This is a genomic window from Paenarthrobacter sp. Z7-10, assembly GCF_026932795.1.
Taxonomy (GTDB): domain Bacteria; phylum Actinomycetota; class Actinomycetes; order Actinomycetales; family Micrococcaceae; genus Arthrobacter_M.
Genome location: NZ_JADPVH010000001.1, coordinates 66,921 through 89,259 on the forward strand (window position 1 = coordinate 66,921; position 22,339 = coordinate 89,259).

The following is a 22,339-nucleotide window of genomic DNA, read 5'->3' on the forward strand; positions in this document are numbered from 1 at the left end:
AAGTACGGCGAACATTGACCGCCGCCACTTCATGAAAGAATTGAGCCATGGCTGATACCGTTGCTCCCCGTACGCCCTCCGGACGACTGGCCTTGGCGGCGGTTGCGCCACATATCGCATTAGGCCCCCTGGATGGGCGATACCAAGGCGCCGTCGCTCCGCTGGTGGACTATCTGTCCGAGGCCGCACTCAACCGCGATCGTGTGGCCGTGGAGGTGGAGTGGCTGATCCACTTGACCGACAACGCAGTTCTGCCGGGCGCCGCCCCGCTGAACGCGGAACAGCAGGCCCAGCTGCGGGCCAACGTCACGGAATTTGACTCCGCTGCTGTGGCCGAACTCGCGGAAATCGAAAAGGTCACCGTCCATGATGTGAAGGCCGTCGAGTACTTCATCGGACGCCGGCTGCCCGGCCTCGGCGTGGAAAACCTGACCGCGCTGGTCCATTTCGGCTGCACCAGTGAGGACATTAATAACCTGTCCTACGCCCTCGGCGTCAAGGGTGCGGTCGAGGATGTCTGGCTGCCGACCGCCCGGAAGCTGGTGTCCAAAATTGCGGAAATGGCTCAGGCTAACCGGGCCGTCCCGATGCTCTCGCGCACGCATGGCCAGCCAGCCACGCCCACCACGCTGGGCAAGGAGCTCGCCGTCGTCGTGCACCGCCTCAACCGTCAACTGGAACGGATCGGCCGGACCGAATACTTGGGCAAGATCAGTGGCGCCACCGGGACCTACGCCGCTCACTACGTGGCGGCCCCTGAAGTGGACTGGCAGGCGGTGGCCCGGAGCTTTGTCGAGGGGCTGGGGCTGACCTGGAATCCGCTTACCACCCAGATCGAGTCCCATGACTGGCAGGCGGAGCTGTACGCGGATATGGCCCGGTTCAACCGGATCCTGCACAATTTCTGCACGGACGTCTGGAGTTACATCTCGATCGGCTACTTCGCCCAGGTTCCGGTGGAAGGCGCCACCGGCTCCTCCACCATGCCGCACAAGGTGAACCCGATCCGCTTCGAAAACGCCGAGGCCAATCTGGAGATTTCCAGCGCCCTGCTCGATACTCTGGGAGCCACGCTTGTCACCAGCCGCTGGCAGCGGGACCTGACCGATTCGTCCAGCCAACGCAACATCGGCGTAGCCTTCGGGCACTCGCTGCTGGCTATCAATAACGCCCTGGCTGGCCTCGGCCGCCTTGATACCGCCGAAGCAGTATTGGCGCGGGATCTCGATGCCAACTGGGAGGTCCTCGGTGAGGCCGTGCAGATGGTCATGCGCGCCGAGGCCGTCGCCGGCGTGCCGGGGATGGGTAATCCTTATGAACGGCTGAAGGACCTCACCCGCGGGCAGCGCGTTGATGGGGCCAGGATGCAGGAATTCGTTTCCGGTCTAGGGCTGTCCGCGCCGGCCCAAGCGCGGCTGCTGGCGCTCACCCCCGGCGGCTACACGGGCATCGCCGATGCACTGGTGGACCATCTGGGAGACTAACCGCCCGGCTCAGCCGTCCGCAGCCTCAGTCGTCCGCTGCCATGGTCCGTCCGCGGCTCAGCCGTCCAGTGCTCAGCCGCCCAGCAACCGGGCCCTTCGCTGGCAGCCCGTCCCGTGCTTAGCCGCCCGCCACGGATTGGATGATCAGGACTTCCTGGCCCGGCTGCACCTCGGTGGCAGTACCGCGCAGCCGGCGGACGTCGTCGCGCTCCACGTAGACGTTCACGTACCGCCGCAGGCTCCCCGTCTCGTCGCGGATCCGCCGGTTGAAGATGGGGTACTGCGCACCAAGCACGTCCAGCATTTCGGCCAGCGTGACCGGGCCGTCCACCGAAAGCCGAAGCTCCTCATGCCCATCGGTGAACTGCCGGAGCAGGCTGGGCACCAGCACCGTCACATCGGCTGGCATTGCGCGCTCCGCATTCCGCCGCTCCGGCCGTCTCCAGATCCTGCCACGGTCAGCCGACGACGACGGCGGCCCGGACGCAGAGCACGTCCGGCAGGTGCGCGATGACTTCGGTAAAGGAATTACCCTCATCTGCGCTGGCGTACACCGATCCACCGCGGGTTCCGAAGTAGACTCCAGCCGGCTCCGCCGTGTCGACGGCGGCGGCGTCACGGAGCACCACGTTGAACTCGGACTGCGGAAGTCCGGAGTCCAGCCGCGTCCAGCTGGAGCCGGCATCATCCGTGCGGTGCACGGCCAGCTTGCCGTCCGGCGGGATGCGCTCACCGTCTGCCTTGATGGGGATCACCCAAGCGGTCCCGGAGCGGCTCGGATGCGCCATCATCACGAAGCCGAAGTCCGCTGGCAAGCCGTCTGCAATGGAAGTCCAGGTGTCCGCATTATCGTCCGAGCGGTAGACGCCGTGGTGGTTCTGAGCGTACAACCTGTCCGGCACCTGGGCATCGCGGGCTACCTTGTGCACGCACTGACCAAATTCCGGGTCCGGGTCCGGCATGAAGTAGGCGGAAATGCCGTGGTTGCGCGCTTCCCAAGTTTCGCCGCTGTCGGTGCTGCGGTAGACGCCCCCGGTGCTCATGGCCACATGCAGCGTGCGCTCATCCGTTGGGCTGGGCAGCACAGTGTGCGCCGCGGCTCCGCCGAAGCCCGCGCCCCACTGGCTGCGGTGGGGATGGTCCCACAGTCCCCGGTTGAGCTCGAAGTGTTCTCCGCCGTCGGTGGATTTCCAGACTGAGATCGGCTCGCAGCCTGCCCAGACAACGCCGGGGCGATCCGCCGAGTCGGGATAGATCTGCCAGACGCGCTCCAACGCGCTGTTGGCGTCTTCCGGAAATCTGATCGCGCCCTGCTCGGGCTCGGTCCAGGTAGCCCCCAGATCGTCCGAGTGCGCGACAGTGGGACCCCAATGCTCGCTTCGGACGCCGACCATGATCCGGGTCCGGCCGCCGCGGGTGTCGATGCCGATGCTGGGGATTTCGTTCATGAGGAAATGCGGGCCGCTGAAACTCCATTGTTCCCGGTCCTGGCTTGTGGCCAGCCACAAGCCTTTTTTGGTGCCGATTGCCAAAACCGTTGTTTGCGCCGTTACCATGCTCTATTCGACCATTCCGGCGCGGCAGCCGCAATGGTTTGGCGCGCACTTCCTGACCGGGTTCGTCCACATTCAGTGGGTGCCGAACCGGATGGCGGCGCGGGCCTTCGCCTTCACTGCCTCATCCTCACGGTTTTTAGCCGGCATCTGCGTCACCAGCGATTCGAGCAGCCGCTGCGTGCTCTGGGCGATTTCCCGCACCGCGCGCTCAAACGACTCTTCGTTGGCCTTGGATGGTTTCGTGCTGCCGCTAATTTTGCGCACGTACTGCAGCGCGGCGGCGTCCACCTCCGCCGTCGTTGCCCTCGGTTCAAAGTTGTACAGGGTATGAATATTTCGGCACATATTTCCATGCTAGGCAGTGCCCGTACCGCTGACCATAGTCGTCCGCGGAATCCCCACTCATCGACTGAGCACTTGGTGCGCTTTATCGCGCACGGACTACTCACTCGATGGGAAGAGTGGGTGGGTGTGGGCTGGCTGGGCGCCGACGGGGAGGGGTTCGACGTCGTTGCCATGGTCGAGCTCAGGGTGGCCGGGACCGCGGAGCTCGTCCACACGGACCAGCACCACTCCGCCGACAATCAGGGCGCCGCCCAGCAATTGGATAGGGCGAGGCAGCTCAGCCAACAGCAGCCAGGCCCAGACGACGGCGAAAAGGACTTCGAAGAGAGCCAGGAAGGAGGCCACCTTCGACCCCAAGCCGCGGGTGGCGATGATGCCGGCGACGTAGGCAAAGACAGTGGTCACCAGCACCAGTCCCAGCATCGGCACCAGCCAGCTGACTTCATGGCCGGCAAAGACGGCGTTCTGGGTGGACAGGGTCAGCGGCATGACTCCCAGGGCACCAAGTCCGAAGATCAGCACGGCGCCTGCAGCCATGCCACCGCCCGCCATCAGGACTGGCGGAACATTGTCATCGGCCCGCGCGGACATAACGAAGAAGGCCGCCGAACACACCGCCGCCGCCAGGCCCCAGAGCACCCCTGCTCCATCGAGCGTGTGCGATCCCGCGAGGTCGAGCACCAGCAGCAGTCCCCCCATCGCGCAAATCGCGCCCAGCACTGTGAGCAGGCGCGGGTGCTGATGGCTGCGGAACCAGACCCAGCAGACCAGGAGCACCGGAGAAAGATACTCCAGCAGCAGGGCAACACCAACGGAAAGGTGCTGTACGGCGTTGAAGTAGAAAAGCTGACATAGCGCGATCGGCACGATTCCGTACAGTGCGACCCGGCCCAGCGAGCGCCGGACGGTGGCCCACTGGCGAATCAAAATGATAAGAGTGGGTATCAGCAGGACGACGGCGGCGCCCCCGATGCGTCCGGCCACCGCAGCACCAGGTGACCAGCCGCTCTCGAACAGCGACTTGGCGAAAGATCCAGACAATCCGAAGGCTGCCGCCGAGACCAAGGCAAACCACAGCGCCGATGTGCCGCGTCGGGCGCGTACAGGGGCGAGAGTCATGGGCACTCCTTAAGGCGCAGCTGACACCGCATCCCATCGCGGAGTGTCATGGGTAAAAAGGGTTATACTCATGACAATACTTTGTCGGCATGTCAGGAGTCAACATGGTCTTTAGCAATGACACCGAGCAGGCCCTGCTTTCGGCTGCTGCTTTGATCAACACCGTCAGCGGGTCCCTGGATGCGCTCGCCACCGAGCACGATTTGGACGTCTTCATCGACGAACAACAGTTTTCCGGAGGCCGCACCGGCAGCCTGGCCGAACTTCGTTCGGTGCGCCAGCTCCGTGCCCAACTGCGGGAGATCTGGACGGCGACCGAGGACGAGGCCGCCCGATTATCCAACCTTATCCTCAGCAACGCCCGTGCCCTGCCACAACTGGTCAAGCATGATCAGTGGGACTGGCACCTGCACGCAACCCCGCCGGAGGCGCCGCTGGCCCTGCGGATGGGCACCGAAGCGGCGATGGCGCTGGCTGATGTCATCCGGGCGAAGGAACTGAGCCGGCTGCGCATCTGTGCGGCTGCGGACTGCGAGGCTGTTCTGGTGGACTTGTCCAAAAACCGGTCCCGGCGCTTTTGCGATACCGGGAACTGCGCGAACAGGACGCACGTCGCGGCCTACCGGCGCCGCAAATCAGCAGCAAGCTAGCCCCCGCTGGGACTGCGGCAGTGCTGCGACCCGTCCTGCCGCCGCATAATAAGGCCGTCAGGCATCAGGACACGTCCCCGCTCACTGGCACGTGGCGGGATGCCGTGTGGCTGGCTATTTCATTGTCCCGGCGGAAACCGAACCCTGCAGCTGACGTTGGAAAATCACGTAGACGATCAGCACTGGGACCACTGTCACGGTGACTGCGGCGAAGAGAGCACCAAAGTCGACGGCGTAGCCCATCTGCCCGGCGAAAGCCGCCAGCCCTTGGGACAGGACACGCGGGCCGGCCGCGTTGATGGAGACCGGAATGAGGAACTGATTCCACAATCCGAGGAAATTAAAGATCGCCACGGAGGCCAGGCCCGGCTTGGCCATGGGCAGCATCACCTGAAAGAAAGTCCGCCACTCACCGGCACCATCGATCGACGCAGCCTCGGTAATTTCATGCGGCAGCGTCTTGAAGAAGGAGAACAGGAAGAAGACGGTGAAGGGCAAGGCAAATCCGACATACGTCACGATCAGGCCCGGCAGCGTGTTCAGCAGCCCGATGTTCCGGAGGATGAAGAACAGCGGGACCATGGCCAGGAAGATCGGGAACGTCAGTCCGGCCAGCAGCAGATAGTAGATCGCCTTGCTGCCCGGAAAGGTGTACCGGGCAAGCACGTAAGCGCACATGGCCCCGAGCGTCATCACGATCAGCAGGGCGAAACCAACCACAATAACGGAGTTGAGGAAGTAACTCCCGATCCCGGCACTGGTCCAGGCCCGAATGTAATTGTCGAAGTGCCAGACCTTGGGCAGCGCAAACGGTGAGGAGAAGATTTCCTCGGATGACTTAAAGGAGGACATGAAAGTCCACAGCAGAGGGAGAATGACAATCAGGGACCAAATGGCCAGCGCCGTATGGGAGATGGCGCCGAACACCCTGTCGCCGGGGGATTCGGCCACCTTCCTGGGCTCAAAATGGAGCGACCTGCGCGGTGCGGCTTCAATATTGGTAGCCATTATTCGGACACATCCTTATTGCCGCCGGTTAGCCGGTTGACCAGGAACACAATGCCGGAGAACAGCAACGTCATCACGGCCAGGACGACGCCCATGGCACTGGCCAAACCAAACTGACCCTTGTTGAAGGCCGTGAAAAACAGTTGCTGGGACATCACCAGGGTGGAATTGTTCGGTCCACCGCCGGAATTGAGCGCAGCCATGTAGACGAAGGCATCCAGTGCCAGGATGCCCATATAGATGTAGGCGGTCTGGATGTTGTCCCGGATCAGCGGAACCGTGATGGAGACCGCGGTGCGGATCCTGCCGGCACCATCGATGCGTGCGGCTTCGAACAGTTCGGCGGGTATGCCTTTGATGCCGGCCACGAAGAGCACCATGTAAAAACCAACGAAACTCCATACGATGACGAAGATGGTGGCGATCATGGCAGTGCGTTCGTCACCGAGCCAGGGGAAAGATTTGAACTGGTTCAGGCCGACGGAAGTCAGCATTCCGTTGAGCAGACCGCTGGAGGGATCGTAGATCTGGCCCCACATGATGCCGATGGCGATCGCCGGAATGGTGTAGGGAAAGAAGGAGACCACGCGGTAGAAGCTCGAGTTGCGCAGGCCCTTGATCTGCCCCCTGCTGCTTCCGCCCACGGTCACCAGGGTCGCGAGGATCAGCGAGAGAATAATTGTCACGATAGGCAGCACGATCACCAGCAGGATGTTGTTGCCCACGGCCTTCATGAACGTTTCGTCGGCAAAAAGCTTCTGATAGTTGGACAGCCCAATGAAGTTCATGGTCGGGGTAAAGCCGGACCAGTCAGTCATGGAGTAGTAGAAGGCCTGCGCGAAGGGCGAAATCACGAAAATCAGGTAGATCACCAGAGGCACGCCGAGGAATACAACCATGAAACTGACCTTGTCGAATGTCAGCTTTTTCCGGCGCCGCCGGGCGGCGACAGATCTGCCGCTGCCCGGTTGCACCTTGGTGTCGAGAGGAATCATTTCACTTCAATCTTCTTTACCGAGCTGTCGTTGCGGACTTTGTCCGTGATCTTCTGCAGACCGGACGTCAGGGCCGCGACGTCGGACTTACCGTCCAGGAAGGTGTTCCAGACGACCAGCATGTCCTTGTTCGTGCCGTACAGATCAATGAAATTCCAGGTGTAGATGTTGGAGCCCGCGGCGTCCAGCATCTTGGTCTGGGACACCAGCGCCGTCGAGCCGAAGCCGTCCGCCGGAACGGTGCCCTTGACGATGGTCGGCGCCAGCTTGGTCTTGGCAAAGTTCGTTGCCGCGTCCTTGGAGAGCATGACCCGGAGCAGTTCCTTTCCACCGGCCGCGTTCTTGCCCTGAGTCGGGACGACGAACGGCTCGCCTGCCGCACTGTGCAGTGCCTCGTACGGGAACTTCCCGCCCGAGCTGATGGCCGGAACCGGCGCGCCGGTCATCTTGAAGTCCGCCTTGGTCTGATCCTTCATCTCGTTCTCGATCCAGGACCCGGATGGATACAGCAGCGCGTCCTGCGCGTTGCTCCACTGCGCCTGTGCAGCGGTGAACTGAGTTCCGGAGCCGCCGGGCTTAAAGTAGCCGGCCTTAATCGCCTTCTCCATGGCAGCGAAAACGCTCTGCAGGGCCGGCTGCGACCAGCAGTCCGCCTTGAGGTTCTCCAGTGCCAGCCGGACGTCGTCGCCACCTTCCTTGACGGCGGACGCGATCGCCATTTCCTGGTAGTACGTTGCCGCTTCCTTGCCCCAGACGAAGAGGTACTTGCCCTTGTCCTTGGCCTTGGCGCCGAGCGCCAGTGCCTCGTCCCACGTCTTGGGCACGGTCCAACCGTTTTCCTCGAACAGACTGGCCGAATACCACATGGCGTAGACGGTGAGGACATAGTTCAGGGCCGCCAGCTTTCCGTCGAAGGTGCCCGGTGCCAGCACACCCTCGTACAGGGTGTCCTTAATAACGGTGCCCTCAAGGTTCTTGGCCTCAGTGACGGAGGTCAAGTCCTCCAGCTGGGCCAGGATAGTGCTGAAACCGATGGACTTCGCGCCCGAGTTGTCGATCAGGTCCGGCGGGTTGCCACCCACAAAGCGCGGCTGCAGTTCCTGCGAAATATCCGTCGAGGGCGCAATCTTGGCGGTGGAGCCGGAGTGGAGGGGCTCGAACTTCTTGCCGGCGAAATCCACGTAGTCGATGCCGTAGCCGCCCTTGAAAATCACCGCGTCAACCGTTGCCTTGTCGGCCATCCCGAAGGGGTTGGTATCCGAGACGGTTCCCGTGGGTCCGGCGGGAGTGGTGGTCCCGCCGCCTCCGGCGCAGGACGCCAGCGAGCCGCCCAACGGGAGTAGTACGGCTGCTGCAAGGGCGCCGCGAAGGAAGTTGCGGCGTTCCATCGGTTTGGGATGCATGTTCATTTTTTACTGCCTTCCATTGGTGCTGCCATTGCGGTTTTCTGCGTCATTTTCGTCCCGTGCTTATCTGCACGGACTGCACCGGTAACGGGGCTGATCATGCCTCCCGCCTGATCCGGTCCTTGTACAGGTTCTCCAGCGCCTGGTTGTGCTCGTCGCCACCGGGAATGTTCGCGGAGATGTAGATGGGGGGCGTCTTTCCTGCCGCACGGATGCGCTCGGCTGCCCCGATGGTGAGCAGTTGCGCAATGAACGCCGCCGTGATCGAGGAGACGGCTCCGACTCCTCCTCCGTCCGGGAGTTCAAGGGTCGTATCGCCGAACGGAGCCTTGTTATCAATAACGACATCCGCTATTTCGCTCAGACGCACACCACTGGGATGTTTCGTGGCAACGCCGGCGGTATGCTGCAGGCTGGTGACCGCGATGAGCTTGTGCCCGCGCGACTTCGCCAGCAGAGCCAGCCCGACGATGGAGCCGTTGACGCCCGAATTGGAGGCAATGATGAAAACGTCGTGTTTCCCAACCGGGGAGAGCTTAAAGAGCTCTTCGACGACGGCCGGATCACGCTCCAGCGACGAGCCCTTCAGTGTTCCGGCTTCCCGGCTGCCCCTGAGCACGACATCCCGGAGCGCGATCTTGTTCGTCGGGATCAGGCCGCCGGCCCGGCCGGCGATTTCCATCGCAAAGGCCTCCGAATGTCCCGTTCCAAAAGCCTGTACCACCCCGCCGGCCTCAATGGCGCCCACAATCAGCTCCACCGCGGCATCCAGCGCACCGGCGTTCGCCTCCGCGGCCAGCTGATTCAACCGCGATGCCACCTCCCGCAGATACGTGGAAACTAGTTCAGACACGGTTCCGCCTCCTTCGCTCCGCAGCCGGGCGTGCCAGCTGCTCCATCGGCGCCGCCTTGGACGCCGCCCGGTGCGGTCGCCGGTGCGCCGAAACGGCGATGGCTGAGGCGGCGAGTTTCGTGGTGGACTGGCCAAAGTTTTCCTGCGCCACCAGCAGGTACAGCAGGTCAAGAACCAGCAGCTGGACGTGCTTTGCCGACAGGTCATCCGGCTGCAGGAATTGTTCATGAACCGAGGTGATGATCTGCAGGTCCGCAGCCTCCGCCAGCGGCGAATCTGGATTATTGCTCAGCGCCACTGTCAGCGCTCCGGCGGCGCCAGCCTGCCGCAGCATCTGAATGGTTTCCTCGGTCCGTCCAGTATTGGAAATCCCCACGGCCACGCACGACTGGTCCTGGATCGCGGCGCTCGTCAGTCCGGCATGCACCTCGGACCAGTGGTGGGTGTTAATGCCGACCCGGTAGAGCCGGGACTGCATCTCCTTGGCCATCACGGCGCTTCCGCCGATGCCGTAGATGTCCACGTGAGTGCTCAGAGCAATTCTGCGGGCAATTTTTTTCATCAGGACCAGGTCCATCAGGGATGCCGTTTCCTGCAGCGAGCGGGTATGGGCGTTCATGAGGGTGCTGAGCACATCGCGCGGCGAATCGTCCGGTCCGAAGGCGCGGCCGATATCGGCCTTCCAGGATTCCCTGGCGTCACTGCGGCCCACGTCGGCGGCGATCCCGACCCGGAACGGGACGTAGCCGGCGTAGCCGATCAGCCGGCAGAAGCGGGTTACGGTGGCCGCTGACGTTCCGGTCTGCTCGGCCAACTCCATGATCGAGAGCTCAAGCGGGGCCTGTGGCTGTTCCAAAAGAAACGCGGCGATCTTCGCCATTGCCGCCGGCATTTCCGGTAACTTGGCCTGAATGCGGTTCACCACACCGACCGCAGACCCGGCTGCGGCAGAACGCGTGAACGTAGGCATCATGAAAATCCGTTTCTTCAAATCGATCGTTGTACGAAAACTATTCTCACGGGCCAATGTGTGTCAAGTCACATCGGGCACAGAATGATAACAATGCCAACATTCCTTGCCGTAGACGCCGGCGGGACCTCCACCCGGGCGGTCCTGGTGGATGTCAGTGGACGCTGCCTTGGGTACGGGCAGGCGGGCGCTGGAAACCCTGTTTCCCGCGGAATTGAGGGGGCTTTGGCCTCCTTGGAGCATGCCGTGCGTGCGGCCATGGGAGCGGCCGGATCGCCGGCGGAAGGCTGTGCCTCGGCGGTGGTCGCCATGGCTGGCGCCTCCGTCCATTCGACCCCGGGACCGCTGGCCGAACGCCTCCGACGGCTCGGTCTGAAGGGTGGGGTAGTGATCGATGCTGATCTTTTGGCGATGTTTTTTTCCGGAACATATCAGCCGGACGGCTATGCCTTGGTCGCCGGAACTGGGGCGGTGGCTGCCCGGATCGAGGCGGGTCGGCTTGGCGCCGTCGCCGATGGCACGGGATGGCTGCTCGGCGACGACGGATCAGGGTATTGGATCGGTCATCACGTCGTGCGGGCCGTGGTGGCGGCCCTGGATGGGCGTGGACCGAAAACGGCGCTCACCTCAGCGCTGCTGACGGCGCTGGCTCTGGATCCGGCGGGGGTTGGTCGGCATCAGGGACGGCCGGAGACGGTGCAGCGGCTCATCCACGAGCTCTATGCGCTCCGTCCGGTGGAGCTTTCCAGGTTTGCTCCGCTGGCGTTTGCCGCTGCGGAGGACGACGTTGCCGGGCTGATTCTCGACCGTGCTGCTGCCGCTCTGGCCGGGACGCTCGCCGCCGTTACCGACGGCGCCGTTCCGGGACCTGTGGTTTTTGGTGGCAGCATCCTTACCCGCGGGGTCCGTGTGGCCGCCGCGGTGGAAGCGTCACTTCCTCCGGTGCTGCGCAGTGGCGGGGCCCCGGTCCTGGTTAGCGACGGTGTGGTGGGAGCGGCCGTGTTGGTCCTGCGGCACGCCGGGACGGCAGTGGACGCGGACATTTTTGGTCGGATCAGCCGAACCCTCCAAGCCCTGCGCGCCGGCTGACGCCAGTGCGCACCGAGGCGTGCTAACCGCCGGCCGGTCCGCCGTCGTCGCCCGCCGCGCCGTTTCCGCCGCGATCCTTCGCCTGCCGGTGCGCTGAACTGAGGTTAATCCCGGAGCCTCTACCCAGGTGCTCGGCATTTTCCTTATGGCTCATTGACAGCATTGCCGCGACGACGAGGGTGACTATGAAGGCCACGCCGAAGGCAATGGCGGCCAAATCGTAGCGCGGTGCGTGCGAGGTACCGCCGCTGGAGACCACCAGCGTGACAACCGCGGCAATGATGGCCAGGACCGCGGAGAAGATCAGCGGCGCTTTCACCGAGGTCCGCGGTTCGCCCGGCGATCCTGGTGTTCCATTCGCCACTGTGTGTCCTCCTGTTGATGACTGCCGCCCGCTCCGGGCGGCTGCCGCCGGCTCCGGGCGGCTGCCGCCGGCTCCGGGCCGGGATGCTGCGTACGGCACAACCCGGCGTTCCGGCGATATGTCAGAAATGTTTTACGTTCAGTAGAACCCTATGGTCCAGTTTACGGCCTCGTCGCTCCTCAGCGTGTCCCTGGATCCTGGCGGCCTGCATCCGCCCCTGCCGTCCCGGTGGTGTCGTTTGCCGCGGACGTCCCTGCGGCTGCATTTGTCGTGGCCGCGTTGGCGGCATCGTGGCGGTAACTTAGGCCCGCCAGCAGCAGCAGCACCGCAAGAAATATGGCCGAGCCGCCAACCACGCCGAACAGCGCCTTGGTTCCCAGCGGAATGAAGAACGGCAGCAGCACGCCGGTGACAAAGAAGATGGTTCCGGTCCACAACCAGTCCCGGCCCAGCGCTGATCCATGGCGCGAACGCCAGCCCACAGTGAGTCCGGTGGCGCCCAGAACGATGAAACAGATGCCTAGGCCGACGCCGTAGGCGAGCGGGCCGCGCAGGAAAAGGGAGAGCAGGCCGGCAACTGCGCAGACGACCACCTCGAAGACGAGGGCGCTCCGCAGACCGAGGCGCCGCACAGCTGCCATGGAGTTCAACTGCAGGATGGTGCCCGCACTCGCCAGCAGGTAGATGCCGGTGGTTAAGCTGGTGCCAAGGTCGGTTGGCTGCTGCCAGAACACGGTGACCAGCGCGAACAGCGCCGCGATGACCCCGCGCAGCAGGATCGGCTTATACGGCGCCGTGACGGAACCACTTCCCGACCCGTCGGCGGATTCCTTTGGCGCAGTCACCGGGTATGTCCTTCCTTCCCGCCGTTGGGCGGCCGTTCCGCTCCCGATCCCCGACAGCGCACCAACCATTCTAGCCGCGGGGCGCACGCCGGACCTACCGCCGGTGTGCGCCGACCAGCATCCAGTGCGGGGAACGGGCACGCAGGCCCAGGGTCACGAACCGGAAAAGCATGTAACCGCCGGCAAAGGCGGTCCAGAGCCAGAGCAGACCGGTGAAACCGTCCAGGTCCATGGCCGCGACCCAGGCCAGCAGCGGCAGGTAAAGCAGCAGATTAACCACGCCGGCCAAAGCCAGGTAGCGCGCGTCGCCGGCGCCGATCAGGACGCCGTCGAGCACAAAGACACAGGCCGCCACCGGTTGTCCCAACGCGACGATCAGCAGCGCGGCTGCGAGGGCGGCATGCACGGCGTGATCTGGGGTGAAGATCCAACCGATGCTCTGGGCCACCGCCAGGACCAGCGCCGAGGTAAGCACGCCGAAGCCGAGACCCCACAACACCATGGTCCGGGTCAGCATCCGCACGCTGGACAGGTTACTGGCCCCGAGCTCCTTGCCCACCAGCGCCTGGGCAGCAATGGCCAGCGCGTCCAGGGCAAACGCCAGGAAAGTGAAAATAGTCATCGCCACCTGATGCGCAGCAAGGTTGACCGGCCCCTGTGCCGTGGCGACCAGTACGGTGGCGAAAATGGCCGCCCGCAGGCTCAGCGTGCGCAGCATCAGCCAGCTGCCGACCTTGGAAACGGCGCGGATGCCCCTCCAGTCAGGCCGGATTTTTACGCCGTGCCGACGCAGCCGGCGCAGCACTATGACCAGATATACGGCCGCCATCCCCCATTGCGCCAGGCTGGTGCCAAGTCCCGAGCCGGCCACCGAAAGCTGCAGTCCGTACACCAGCACGGCATTGAGCACGATATTGACCGCGAAGCCTATCCCTGCCACCAACAAGGGCGTCCGGGTGTCCTGCAGCCCGCGCAGCACACCCGTTGCGGCCAGGATCAGCAGCATCGCGGGCAAACCGGGCATCGAAAACCGCAGATATTCGACGGCGAATTGCAGGACCTCCCGCTGCGCCCCCAAGACCGCAAGGACCGGCGCTGCCCAGAACGTCCCCGCCAAGGCAAGGGCGATACCCAGCAGAGCGGCAAGCCACAAGCCGTCCCGCCCCACTGCGAGCGCCTCCGGCAGCCGCCCGGCGCCCAGCAGCCGGGCCACGGCCGGCGTCGTGGAGTAGGCCAGGAAAACCAGCAGGCCGACGGCGGTCTGCAGTACGGTGGACGCCAGCCCCACACCTGCCAGTTGGTCCACACCGAGGTGGCCCACGATGGCCGAGTCGGCCAGCAGGAACAATGGCTCGGCAATCAAGGCACCGAAGGCGGGCACGGCCAGCCGCAGAATTTGCCGGCGGATGGTCAGGGTGGGCACCAGAACAGCCTAGGGCGAATATGTCTTGTGCGTTTTTGTTTTTCCCGCTATGGACGTGACGAAGAACTGTCTTATAATGACGGCCGCTACACCGCTGCCTTCTGGTGAAAATCGAATATTTCTCTCTTGTTATAAATCAGAAAACAGCAGTAACACGAAGATACGGTTCGGATTTCCTTTAGACTCCAATTGCAAGTCATCACTCGAATCACAGGGGAAACAAATGAATAAGAGAACAGCCGGAATTACCCTCGCGGCAGTGATAGGGTTTACCGCCCTGTCCGCAGCTCCCGCTATGGCCGTTACCGGCGCCTACCCCAACTGCAGCGCCGCTGCAGCAGTGGGCGTCTACAACATCCCAGCCGGGGCACCGGGTTATGGCCCTCACCTTGACAGCGATAACGATGGCATCGGATGTGAAAAGTCTGGCGTGCCGTACACGCCTGAGGCCACGGCTCCAGTTGCCGCCCCCGTGCAGGCGTCCCCGGTGGAAGAAGCGCAAGTGGGTCAGATGCCCGTCGGCGGTGCTGACACCGGCGTAGCGATGAAAAGCAACAATGACACCGGAGTTCTTGCCATCGGAGGTGGCCTCGTTCTGGTCATGGCAGCCGGGGGAACCTACGTGGTTCGGCGACGCCATGCGCGTCAGGCGTAGTCATACCGATATCTCGAACTGATCGGACAAATCTTTGCTCATGATTAGTTCAACGAGCGACCGCCGCAGACGCTATTTGGCAACTGCGGCGGTCACCCTACTGTTGCTCACTGGCTGCGCCGCTAACGCACCCGGACAAGCCGCGGTAACTGTGCCGCCGGCCCTGGCCAATTATGCGCCGGCGACCCCGGCGACAAAATTACCGCCACCGCCGAAGCCCGCATCCGATGGTTCAGCGACCGCAACGGCCCCTCCGGCCCGGTTACCGGTCTTGGCTGCCTCCCGTCCGGTGTCGTTTGCCATACCTTCCATAGGCCTGAAGTCCGAACTACTTAAGCTCGGATTGCGAACCGATGGTTCCCTCGAAGTCCCGCCCACATGGCCCGGCGCACCGGCTGGTTGGTACAGCCACTCGCCCACGCCGGGAGAACGCGGACCAGCAGTGCTCGTCGGGCACGTCAATGCGACCGACGGCGGACCTGGAGTCTTTGCGCACCTTCGAAGTCTCAAGGCCGGTGACGTCGTAAAAATCACCCGCGAAAATGGAACAAGTGCGTCGTTTGTCGTCGACCATGGCGAACCGTACCCCAAGAACGCGTTCCCCACGAAGGCTGTGTACGGGAACACTGACGGATCCGAACTGCGCCTTATCACGTGTGACGGATTTAATGCCAACACTGGTGAGTTCGATGACAACTATGTGGTGTACGCGAAACTCGCCCTCTGAGGTATCGGTCCCCGGTCGATGCGGTCCGGGGACCGATACCTGATTAGCCCTTGGTGGCCCCGGCGGTGAGCCCGGTAACGATGTATTTCTGCGTGAACAGGGCAATCACCATGATCGGGATCGTGACCACCACGGCTGCCGCCATCAGTCCTCCCCAGTCGATGCTCGCGTAGGAGACGAAGTTGAAGATGGCTACCGGGAGCGTCTTGGTGTGCGCTCCGGAGAGGACCAGCGCGAACATAAAATTGTTCCAGGAAAAGATGAACGACAGAATCCCCGCCGTCGCAATCCCGCCAACGGACAGCGGCAAGGTGATCCGGTTGAAGGCACCGATGGGGGTCAGCCCGTCCACCTGCGCGGATTCTTCCAGTTCCAGCGGCATCGAATCGAAGAAGGACATCATGATGTACACGATCAGCGGCAGCGCCACGAACATGTGGGACAGGATGAGGACCGAGTAGCCGCCCACCAAATGCATATTCGAAAAAACGTAGTACCAGGGGACCAACAGGCTTACGCCGGGAATGATGCGGGCCATCAGGACCACCAGCGCGGAACGATGCATGGTGAACCGGCTCATGGCGTAGGCCGCAGGCACACCGAGGACCAGGGACAGCGCGGTGGAGCAGAAGGCCACCCAGAAGCTGTTAAAGACAAAGATCAGGTAGTTGTTGCGCCCCAGCACATTGTCGTAGTTGTCCCACGTTGGGGTGAAGAAAACAGCCTTGCTGGCGTCGTAGATGTCCACATTTGTCTTGAACGAGGCCAGCAGCATCCACAGCAAGGGGGCAATGAAGACCAAGACAATCAGGATCAGTGCAACGGCACGGAAGACCTTATAGGCCCGCGAGCGCAAGGGCTTGCGTCGGCGCTTGGGTCCGGGCGCAGCGGCTGTGAGCGGGCGGTCGGCGATTGTTGCGCTCATGAGTTGCTGCCTTTCCGACGGCGGGTGAGGAGGAACATACACGCGACGATAATCAGGAAGAACAGGATCAGCACGGCCGAGGCCAGCCCGTACTTGTTGTAGTCAAAGCTGAGGCCGTAGGCGTATACATTGAGGGTTTCGACTTCGTTGAAGGAGCCGCCGCCCTTTCCCTTGGTGGCGTACAGGATGTCGAACGTTTTCAATGCGTCGATGCTGCGCAGCAGCACGGCCACGATCACCGTGGGCATCAGCAGCGGCAACGTCACGTAGATGAAGCGCTGCCAGGCATTCGCGCCGTCAATCCGCGCGGCCTCGTCCGGCTCTTCGGACAGGGACGTCAGGCCGGCCAGCAGGATCAGGACCACCATTGGGGTCCACTGCCAGATATCGACGAAAACCAGCGTGGGCAGGGCGGTTTCGGTGGAGGAAAGCCAGGGCTGGGACGGCAGGTGGAAGAAATTGAGCAGCTGGTTTGCGAACCCGATGTTCGGATCAAAGATCAGCCGCCACATCATTCCCACGGCCACCGGGGTGGCCACCAGGGGCAGCAGGATTGCCACCCGCACCCATTTTTCGCCCCGGAACGGGCGCCACAGCAGCAGTGCGATGCACATCCCCAGGACCATCTCCACCGCCAGCGCCGAGAGCGTGAAGGCAAAGGTTCGTGCCGTGGCTGGCCAGAACCGGTCCATATCGCCCAAGGCCTGCAGGTAATTGCGGAAGCCAACGAAATGCGAGGCCGCCCGCACCGAGCCGTGGGCGTCCGTCAGGCTCAGATACAGCGTCCACGCCAGCGGAAAGGCAATCAGGACGCCGACAAAAATCATGGCGGGGGCCGCAAACAGCCATTTTCTATGAGCGTTAGCCCAATCCGAATAGGCCTGCCATGCGGATTTCCGCGTTGGGGTCAGGACGGCCATTAGTCACCTCGTCATCGTTGTGGGTTGGAAATGCCGGCAACCGGTTCACAGGTTGCCGCAGCAATGGCCGGCCGCGGATGGAGAGGGCGGTCCGGCCATTGCTGAGGGATGCTCCAGGGCTAGTTGTCGCCGGCCAGGAACTTGTCGAACTTGGTGTTCGCCGCATCCGCGGCGGCAGCTGCGTCTCCACCTGTGATGGCGGTGACGATCGGCTCACCCACAATTTCGCGGGCGGTGGCCACGGTGTTGACCAGCGGACGGTCATGGCCGACGCCGTTCTTGGCGCTGACGGCGATGGCCGCGGCCAGGTCCTTCGGGTACGTCGAGACGCCCTGAGGATCCGCCCATACGGAGTTTCGCGGTCCGGGGACGCCGGCCTTCTGGATCTTCAGGGTCATGGCCTTACTGGTGGCCCACTGAACAAACTTCCAGGCGTTGTCCTGGTTCTTGGACTGGGAATTGATGCCCAAGGCCCATGACGGGACGTTGTACGGCTTGGAGCCGGCCGGCCCGGCCGGCAGCGGCGCAAAGCCAACCGTGTCAGAGACCTTCGACTTCGCCGGATCGGTCGCGTTCTTGTAGAGGCTGTCGGCCTCCGTGTAGAACGCGGCGTTGCCCTGCGTGAAGATGGCCATCGCCTCCGGCCAGCTCATATCGGTGCTGACGTTCTTCGGGCCTTGATCCTTGATCAGACCGCCATAGACCGCGTACGCCTTCTTAGCGGCGTCACTGCCGACGGCGGACTTGCCGGCATCGTCGATGAAGTCACCGCCGTAGCTGTACAGGAAGCTGGAGAACTGGGTGACTGCCGCGGACTTTCCGGTGCGGGCCACGAATCCGGCAACGCCGGGGTTGGCATCCTTGATCTTCTTTGCGTCCGCCTGGAGTTCCTCCATGGTCTTCGGGACCTCGAGGCCGGCTTTCTTCAGCAGGTCCTTGCGGTAGTAAAGCACCTCGCGTTCGGTGATGGTGGGAACACCGACCACCTTGTCCTCATAGGTGGTGGAGGAAATCGGTCCGGCCTGGAAGTCGCTCCAATCCCAGTCGGCATTGCTCTTGACCTTGTCGGTCAGGTCTGCAAGGTAGCCGTTCTTGGCAAAGGTCTTGCCCTCCTGCAGCGGCCGGTACATCATGACGTCAATTTCGTCGGTTCCGGCGTTCAGCTTGACGTTGTACTGGTCCGAAAGCTGGTCCTCGCCAAGCTGGGTGAGCTCCACCTTGACGTTGTTGGCCTTTTCGAACTCGGGAATGGCAGCCTTGATGGAATCCGTCCACACATGGTTGGCCAGGGTCACGCGCAGGGTGCTGGGGCCGTTACCGTCGGCCGAACTTCCATTTGAGCTGCAGGCCGTCAAGGACCCGGCAGCGAGGACAACTGCCGCCGCGGACATGCCGACGACTCGGAAAAGAGGCGCTCGTTTCAAGGTGTCTCCATTTTCTCTTCGGGCTGCGCCGCCGCAACCACGGGCCGATGCATCTTTACATCTGCCATAAGACAAGATAGTAGTGAGTTAGATCATACTTATGCAACTCCAATATGGAACCGATACGATGATTGGCATGCTCGACACGACCCCAGCCCCCAGCCCAGTTTCCGCCGGATTCTTTCCGGTGCGCGGCACCACGGGCCTTTCCAGCGTCCCCTCGGGCCTGCACGGCCAAGTGGTGGACCTGTTGGGCCTGGCGGTCAGCTCGGGGGAATTGCCCGCCGGTTCGGTGGTGCTGATTGAGGAACTGGAGGAACGCTGCCAGGTTTCCCGCTCCGTGATCCGCGAGGCGCTGCGCGTGCTGGCTTCGATGGGGATGGTTGCGTCCCGGCGCCGGGTGGGCGTGCAGATCCTGCCCTCCAGCGAGTGGAATCTTTATGATCCTCAGCTGATCCGCTGGCGGCTTGCCTCACCCGGGCGCATTGCCCAACTGCGCTCCCTCTTTGAGCTGCGTGCGGCCATCGAACCGGAGGCCGCACGGTTGGCCGCCGTGCGTGCGCCGCTTGGGGACGCCAGTGACCTGATGGGGCTGGCTGGGAAGCTCTGGGCAGCCGGCCGCGACGGGGACACGGCGCTGTTCCTGCAGCTGGACATCGAGTTCCACCGGCTGGTGCTTTCCAGCTCCGGCAACGAAATGTTCGGCAAACTCACCACTCTTGTCGCTGAAGTCCTGACCGGTCGGACGAACTATGGGCTGATGCCCGAGCACCCGCACGAGGAGGCACTGCAGATGCACGTGGACGTGGCCAGCGCCATCCAGCGCGGTGACGGGGAGGAAGCGCGCCGGGCAATGCTGTGCATCACTGATCGTGCGATGACAGAGATGCAATCGCTCTGGGCTAAAAACATCATCGAGTAAGTAATAGGTGCTCGATCCAGACCGGTATCGAGCACGAACTGCGCACTCGATGCGTGCCGGGAAGCTATGTGCCTCAGGGCTAATAGGCGCCGGAACCGGAGTCCGCAGCCATGTTGGAAAACCGTGAATAGTGGCCTTGGAACCCGACGACGATCGTTTTGGTCGGTCCGTTGCGGTGTTTAGCGACAATCACGTCAGCCTCACCGGCGCGGGGAGATTCCTTGTCATAGATGTCCTCGCGGTGCAGCAGAATGACCATGTCCGCATCCTGCTCGATGGAACCGGATTCGCGCAGGTCCGAGATCATGGGCTTCTTGTCCGTGCGCTGCTCCGAGCCGCGGTTCAGCTGCGAGAGGGCTACGACCGGCACCTGGAGTTCCTTGGCCAGCAGTTTGAGGGCGCGGGAAAACTCGGAGACTTCCTGCTGGCGGGACTCAACCTTCTTTCCTGAGGACATCAGCTGGAGATAGTCCAACACCACCAGCTTGAGGTTGTGCTGCTGTTTCAGCCGCCGGCATTTGGCCCGAATTTCCATCAGGGACATGTTGGGGCTGTCGTCGATGAACAGCGGGGCGTCGTTCATGCGTCCCATGGTGGTGGCGATCTTGGACCACTGATCGTCCTTGACCGTGCCCTTGCGCAGGTCCTGCAGGCTGATGGTGGCCTCCGCGGAGAGCAGGCGCATGGCGAGTTCATTGCGCCCCATTTCCAGGGAAAAAACCACCGTGGCCAGATTGTGCTTGATCGCAGCCGACCGGGCCCAGTCCAGCGCAAAGGTGGACTTTCCCACCGCGGGGCGGGCTGCAATGACGATCATCTGCCCGGGGTGCAGGCCGTTGGTCAGTTCATCGAGTTCGTAGAAGCCGGTCGGCACCCCCGTCATACCCTCGCCGCGGTGCCCGGACGCCTCGATCTCGTCCACGGTGGATTCCATCACGTCCTTGAGCGCCACATAGTCTTCAGCGGTGCGCCGCTCGGCGACGGCGTATACCTCCGCCTGGGCGGCATTGACGATGTCCTCGACTTCGCCGTCGTTGGCATAGCCAAGCTGGACGATCTTGGTTCCGGCGTTGACCAACCGGCGCAGGACGGCGCGTTCACCGACTATCTCGGCATAGAACCCCGCATTGGCCGCGGTCGGGACTGACTGAATAAGCTGATGCAGGTATGCCGGACCACCAACCCTTGTAATCTCGCCGCGTTTGGTCAGTTCATCGGCGACAGTCACCGCATCGGCAGGTTCGCCCCGGCCGTACAGATCAAGGATCGCCTCGTAGATGCTCTCGTGCGAGGGACGGTAGAAGTCGTTCCCGCGCAGTACCTCGACCACATCCGCGATCGCATCCTTGGAGAGCATCATGCCGCCCAGGACGCTTTGTTCTGCGACGAGGTCCTGGGGAGGCGTTCGGGCGAAATCCGGCTCCCGCAGTGATTCGGCTGTATGCGTGTTACTGACTGACACCGGCCATGCCCCTTTCCTGCCGATCCGGTGCGCGTGGTGCGTGCCGGGAACGGTGGCCAGCGAACTGGCCTGGTGTTGCTGCTGTTTCTGTCCTACCAGCCGCCTCCGACATTCTGTGCCGGCGGCGGAAAGGGGTACCACGCAACGGTAGACCCTCGCCTACCGGAGACCAACCCGGGTGTGCGCCTTCCCTGTGGACAAACTGTTGATACCGCGGCGTGTCTTGTGCACACGATGGGGACAAGACTGTGGAAAACGATTATCTTTGACTGGAAAGGCGGTCCTGACCTGCGTCAACGCTGTGCACACGCTGTGGAGGAGGATATATTTTCACCCAACCTTCATCCACAGGTTGCGTGTTGACAAACCCTCGGGCGGCTCACCGGAGCGGCGCCGAAGGGCAGCGGACCCGTCATTCGTCCGGCCTGACTCTGGGCGCCGGCCGCCTGTCCGGCCAATATATGCCGCGGTCAACATGCATGGATGGGAAGGATACGGCGGAATGCATGCAGCGGGTGACCAGACAGGGCACCGGAGCTGGGCGCGCCAGCTCCGGTGCAATAGGCCGTCCGGGCCAGGATTCCCGCTTCCAGGCCAACCATCCCGTCGGCCCCCAAGTGGCATATGCTCAGCTCATGGACTGGTTCATTGTGGGTCTCATCGCGGTGGTAGGAATTGTCGTTCTGGTCTGGGCTGCGCGGGCGGGCGGCCCGCGCTCGAGCGGCCTGTCCGATGCCGACCGCTATCAGCTTGACTTGGCCCGGAAGTCGGCAGCCCATACGCAGGATCAAGTCCGCCGGGCCGCCGCCCTGCGTCCCGACCACCCGGCCCAGCGCACGGGCTACTCCCAGGCGGGCGCCTACCGAAGCGGCCCCGCCCAGGGCCAGAATGAGACGCACGGGCAGAATTTGCGCGGTACCGGCTCCGGGCCCCGCGACGGACAGAACGCCGGGAGGTTTGCCGGACAGGGACCAGCGATGCCAGGGCAGGTGAATGGCGCGCTGCTGCTGCAGCTGCAGGGAATGCTTCGGGGTGGTCAGAAAATGCAGGCGGTCAACCTCCTGCGCGAACAGACGCAGATGACGTTGTCCGAGGCCAGGAACTTTATCGACCGGCTGCGCTGACCCGGAACGAAAACAAAAGGGCTCCCGTCCAAATGGACGGGAGCCCTTCCGGCAGCCGACGAGAACGTCTGCT

The 22,339-nt window shown here is 63.1% G+C and carries 24 protein-coding genes; 7 read left to right on the forward strand and 17 right to left on the reverse strand.

The window, feature by feature from the left end; all coding sequences use genetic code 11:
* Positions 1-47: 47 nt before the first annotated feature.
* Positions 48-1,484, forward strand: a complete 1,437-nt coding sequence (purB, locus tag IV498_RS00335; protein ID WP_269044568.1) for an adenylosuccinate lyase — start codon at positions 48-50, stop codon at positions 1,482-1,484.
* Positions 1,485-1,602: 118 nt separating this feature from the next.
* On the opposite strand, the gene IV498_RS00340 is transcribed toward purB, so the two are convergent.
* The 4 genes from IV498_RS00340 to IV498_RS00355 form a co-directional block, all read right to left on the reverse strand.
* Positions 1,603-1,893, reverse strand: a complete 291-nt coding sequence (locus tag IV498_RS00340) for a MoaD/ThiS family protein (protein ID WP_269044569.1) — start codon at positions 1,891-1,893, stop codon at positions 1,603-1,605.
* A gap of 49 nt (positions 1,894-1,942) precedes the next feature.
* Positions 1,943-3,040, reverse strand: coding sequence for a WD40/YVTN/BNR-like repeat-containing protein (locus tag IV498_RS00345; RefSeq protein ID WP_269044570.1), 1,098 nt, complete (start codon positions 3,038-3,040; stop codon positions 1,943-1,945).
* A gap of 72 nt (positions 3,041-3,112) precedes the next feature.
* The gene (locus IV498_RS00350) at positions 3,113-3,385 is read right to left on the reverse strand and encodes a DUF2277 domain-containing protein (RefSeq protein WP_269044571.1); all 273 of its coding nucleotides are present in this window, start codon (positions 3,383-3,385) and stop codon (positions 3,113-3,115) included.
* A 96-nt stretch (positions 3,386-3,481) separates the two neighbouring features.
* Entirely contained in the window at positions 3,482-4,504 is a 1,023-nt protein-coding gene (locus tag IV498_RS00355; protein WP_269044572.1) for an EamA family transporter, read from the reverse strand.
* A gap of 104 nt (positions 4,505-4,608) precedes the next feature.
* On the opposite strand from IV498_RS00355, the gene IV498_RS00360 reads away from it, so the two are divergent.
* On the forward strand, positions 4,609-5,154 hold the full coding sequence (locus IV498_RS00360; protein WP_269044573.1) for a CGNR zinc finger domain-containing protein: 546 nt from the start codon (positions 4,609-4,611) through the stop codon (positions 5,152-5,154).
* Between the two features lie 114 nt (positions 5,155-5,268).
* Here IV498_RS00360 and IV498_RS00365 read toward each other — a convergent pair whose 3' ends face one another.
* From IV498_RS00365 to IV498_RS00385, 5 genes are all read right to left on the reverse strand, one after another.
* Positions 5,269-6,162 (reverse strand): carbohydrate ABC transporter permease, encoded by an 894-nt coding sequence (locus tag IV498_RS00365; RefSeq protein ID WP_269044574.1) that lies wholly within the window; start codon positions 6,160-6,162, stop codon positions 5,269-5,271.
* On the reverse strand, positions 6,162-7,157 hold the full coding sequence (locus IV498_RS00370) for a carbohydrate ABC transporter permease (protein WP_269044575.1): 996 nt from the start codon (positions 7,155-7,157) through the stop codon (positions 6,162-6,164). Before IV498_RS00370 ends, IV498_RS00365 begins: the two co-directional genes overlap by 1 nt.
* Positions 7,154-8,566, reverse strand: coding sequence for an N-acetylglucosamine/diacetylchitobiose ABC transporter substrate-binding protein (gene ngcE, locus IV498_RS00375; protein ID WP_269044576.1), 1,413 nt, complete (start codon positions 8,564-8,566; stop codon positions 7,154-7,156). Before ngcE ends, IV498_RS00370 begins: the two co-directional genes overlap by 4 nt.
* 94 nt (positions 8,567-8,660) lie before the next feature.
* The gene (locus IV498_RS00380) at positions 8,661-9,416 is read right to left on the reverse strand and encodes an SIS domain-containing protein (protein ID WP_269044577.1); all 756 of its coding nucleotides are present in this window, start codon (positions 9,414-9,416) and stop codon (positions 8,661-8,663) included.
* Positions 9,409-10,389, reverse strand: coding sequence for a MurR/RpiR family transcriptional regulator (locus IV498_RS00385; RefSeq protein ID WP_269044578.1), 981 nt, complete (start codon positions 10,387-10,389; stop codon positions 9,409-9,411). Before IV498_RS00385 ends, IV498_RS00380 begins: the two co-directional genes overlap by 8 nt.
* 90 nt (positions 10,390-10,479) lie before the next feature.
* Between IV498_RS00385 and IV498_RS00390 the strand changes: the two genes are divergently transcribed.
* Positions 10,480-11,475 (forward strand): N-acetylglucosamine kinase, encoded by a 996-nt coding sequence (locus IV498_RS00390; protein ID WP_269044579.1) that lies wholly within the window; start codon positions 10,480-10,482, stop codon positions 11,473-11,475.
* Between the two features lie 22 nt (positions 11,476-11,497).
* Here IV498_RS00390 and IV498_RS00395 read toward each other — a convergent pair whose 3' ends face one another.
* The 3 genes from IV498_RS00395 to IV498_RS00405 form a co-directional block, all read right to left on the reverse strand.
* The gene (locus IV498_RS00395) at positions 11,498-11,839 is read right to left on the reverse strand and encodes a hypothetical protein (RefSeq protein ID WP_269044580.1); all 342 of its coding nucleotides are present in this window, start codon (positions 11,837-11,839) and stop codon (positions 11,498-11,500) included.
* A 179-nt stretch (positions 11,840-12,018) separates the two neighbouring features.
* A complete protein-coding gene (locus IV498_RS00400; protein ID WP_269044581.1) occupies positions 12,019-12,684 on the reverse strand; it encodes a hypothetical protein in 666 nt (221 codons plus the stop codon).
* Positions 12,685-12,778: 94 nt separating this feature from the next.
* A complete protein-coding gene (locus IV498_RS00405) occupies positions 12,779-14,107 on the reverse strand; it encodes an MATE family efflux transporter (RefSeq protein WP_269044582.1) in 1,329 nt (442 codons plus the stop codon).
* Positions 14,108-14,330: 223 nt separating this feature from the next.
* Between IV498_RS00405 and IV498_RS00410 the strand changes: the two genes are divergently transcribed.
* Positions 14,331-14,762, forward strand: coding sequence for an excalibur calcium-binding domain-containing protein (locus tag IV498_RS00410; protein ID WP_269044583.1), 432 nt, complete (start codon positions 14,331-14,333; stop codon positions 14,760-14,762).
* A 171-nt stretch (positions 14,763-14,933) separates the two neighbouring features.
* Here the strand turns inward: IV498_RS00410 and IV498_RS00415 are convergent, their stop codons facing one another.
* A complete protein-coding gene (locus IV498_RS00415) occupies positions 14,934-15,065 on the reverse strand; it encodes a hypothetical protein (RefSeq protein WP_269044584.1) in 132 nt (43 codons plus the stop codon).
* Between IV498_RS00415 and IV498_RS00420 the strand changes: the two genes are divergently transcribed.
* Entirely contained in the window at positions 15,052-15,489 is a 438-nt protein-coding gene (locus IV498_RS00420; RefSeq protein WP_269044585.1) for a sortase domain-containing protein, read from the forward strand. The two genes, IV498_RS00415 and IV498_RS00420, sit on opposite strands and share 14 nt — an antisense overlap.
* 43 nt (positions 15,490-15,532) lie before the next feature.
* Here IV498_RS00420 and IV498_RS00425 read toward each other — a convergent pair whose 3' ends face one another.
* From IV498_RS00425 to IV498_RS00435, 3 genes are all read right to left on the reverse strand, one after another.
* On the reverse strand, positions 15,533-16,414 hold the full coding sequence (locus IV498_RS00425) for a carbohydrate ABC transporter permease (RefSeq protein ID WP_269044586.1): 882 nt from the start codon (positions 16,412-16,414) through the stop codon (positions 15,533-15,535).
* Entirely contained in the window at positions 16,411-17,241 is an 831-nt protein-coding gene (locus tag IV498_RS00430) for a carbohydrate ABC transporter permease (RefSeq protein ID WP_269044587.1), read from the reverse strand. The genes IV498_RS00425 and IV498_RS00430 overlap by 4 nt, the downstream gene beginning before the upstream one ends.
* Positions 17,242-17,453: 212 nt before the next feature.
* The gene (locus tag IV498_RS00435) at positions 17,454-18,758 is read right to left on the reverse strand and encodes an ABC transporter substrate-binding protein (RefSeq protein WP_269044588.1); all 1,305 of its coding nucleotides are present in this window, start codon (positions 18,756-18,758) and stop codon (positions 17,454-17,456) included.
* Positions 18,759-18,885: 127 nt separating this feature from the next.
* Between IV498_RS00435 and IV498_RS00440 the strand changes: the two genes are divergently transcribed.
* Positions 18,886-19,680: a FadR/GntR family transcriptional regulator gene (locus IV498_RS00440; protein WP_269044589.1), complete on the forward strand. Its 795-nt coding sequence runs from the start codon at positions 18,886-18,888 to the stop codon at positions 19,678-19,680.
* 79 nt (positions 19,681-19,759) lie between these two features.
* Here the strand turns inward: IV498_RS00440 and dnaB are convergent, their stop codons facing one another.
* Complete coding sequence (gene dnaB / locus IV498_RS00445) at positions 19,760-21,142, reverse strand: replicative DNA helicase (RefSeq protein WP_269044590.1); 1,383 nt, start codon at positions 21,140-21,142, stop codon at positions 19,760-19,762.
* 515 nt (positions 21,143-21,657) lie between these two features.
* Here dnaB and IV498_RS00450 point away from each other — a divergent pair.
* Positions 21,658-22,266, forward strand: coding sequence for a hypothetical protein (locus IV498_RS00450; RefSeq protein ID WP_269044591.1), 609 nt, complete (start codon positions 21,658-21,660; stop codon positions 22,264-22,266).
* The last annotated feature ends 73 nt before the right edge of the window (positions 22,267-22,339 follow it).

What these genes read in the sequence shown, in the direction of transcription:
- ngcE (WP_269044576.1), bottom strand. Translation starts at nt 8,566, where the DNA reads ATGAACATGCATCCCAAACCGATGGAACGCCGCAACTTCCTTCGCGGC.
- IV498_RS00360 (WP_269044573.1), top strand. Translation starts at nt 4,609, where the DNA reads ATGGTCTTTAGCAATGACACCGAGCAGGCCCTGCTTTCGGCTGCTGCT.
- IV498_RS00410 (WP_269044583.1), top strand. Translation starts at nt 14,331, where the DNA reads ATGAATAAGAGAACAGCCGGAATTACCCTCGCGGCAGTGATAGGGTTT.
- IV498_RS00440 (WP_269044589.1), top strand. Translation starts at nt 18,886, where the DNA reads ATGATTGGCATGCTCGACACGACCCCAGCCCCCAGCCCAGTTTCCGCC.
- IV498_RS00390 (WP_269044579.1), top strand. Translation starts at nt 10,480, where the DNA reads ATGCCAACATTCCTTGCCGTAGACGCCGGCGGGACCTCCACCCGGGCG.
- IV498_RS00430 (WP_269044587.1), bottom strand. Translation starts at nt 17,241, where the DNA reads ATGATTTTTGTCGGCGTCCTGATTGCCTTTCCGCTGGCGTGGACGCTG.
- IV498_RS00340 (WP_269044569.1), bottom strand. Translation starts at nt 1,893, where the DNA reads ATGCCAGCCGATGTGACGGTGCTGGTGCCCAGCCTGCTCCGGCAGTTC.
- IV498_RS00370 (WP_269044575.1), bottom strand. Translation starts at nt 7,157, where the DNA reads ATGATTCCTCTCGACACCAAGGTGCAACCGGGCAGCGGCAGATCTGTC.
- IV498_RS00365 (WP_269044574.1), bottom strand. Translation starts at nt 6,162, where the DNA reads ATGGCTACCAATATTGAAGCCGCACCGCGCAGGTCGCTCCATTTTGAG.
- IV498_RS00425 (WP_269044586.1), bottom strand. Translation starts at nt 16,414, where the DNA reads ATGAGCGCAACAATCGCCGACCGCCCGCTCACAGCCGCTGCGCCCGGA.
- IV498_RS00385 (WP_269044578.1), bottom strand. Translation starts at nt 10,389, where the DNA reads ATGATGCCTACGTTCACGCGTTCTGCCGCAGCCGGGTCTGCGGTCGGT.
- purB (WP_269044568.1), top strand. Translation starts at nt 48, where the DNA reads ATGGCTGATACCGTTGCTCCCCGTACGCCCTCCGGACGACTGGCCTTG.
- IV498_RS00350 (WP_269044571.1), bottom strand. Translation starts at nt 3,385, where the DNA reads ATGTGCCGAAATATTCATACCCTGTACAACTTTGAACCGAGGGCAACG.
- IV498_RS00345 (WP_269044570.1), bottom strand. Translation starts at nt 3,040, where the DNA reads ATGGTAACGGCGCAAACAACGGTTTTGGCAATCGGCACCAAAAAAGGC.
- IV498_RS00355 (WP_269044572.1), bottom strand. Translation starts at nt 4,504, where the DNA reads ATGACTCTCGCCCCTGTACGCGCCCGACGCGGCACATCGGCGCTGTGG.
- IV498_RS00415 (WP_269044584.1), bottom strand. Translation starts at nt 15,065, where the DNA reads ATGGCAAACGACACCGGACGGGAGGCAGCCAAGACCGGTAACCGGGCC.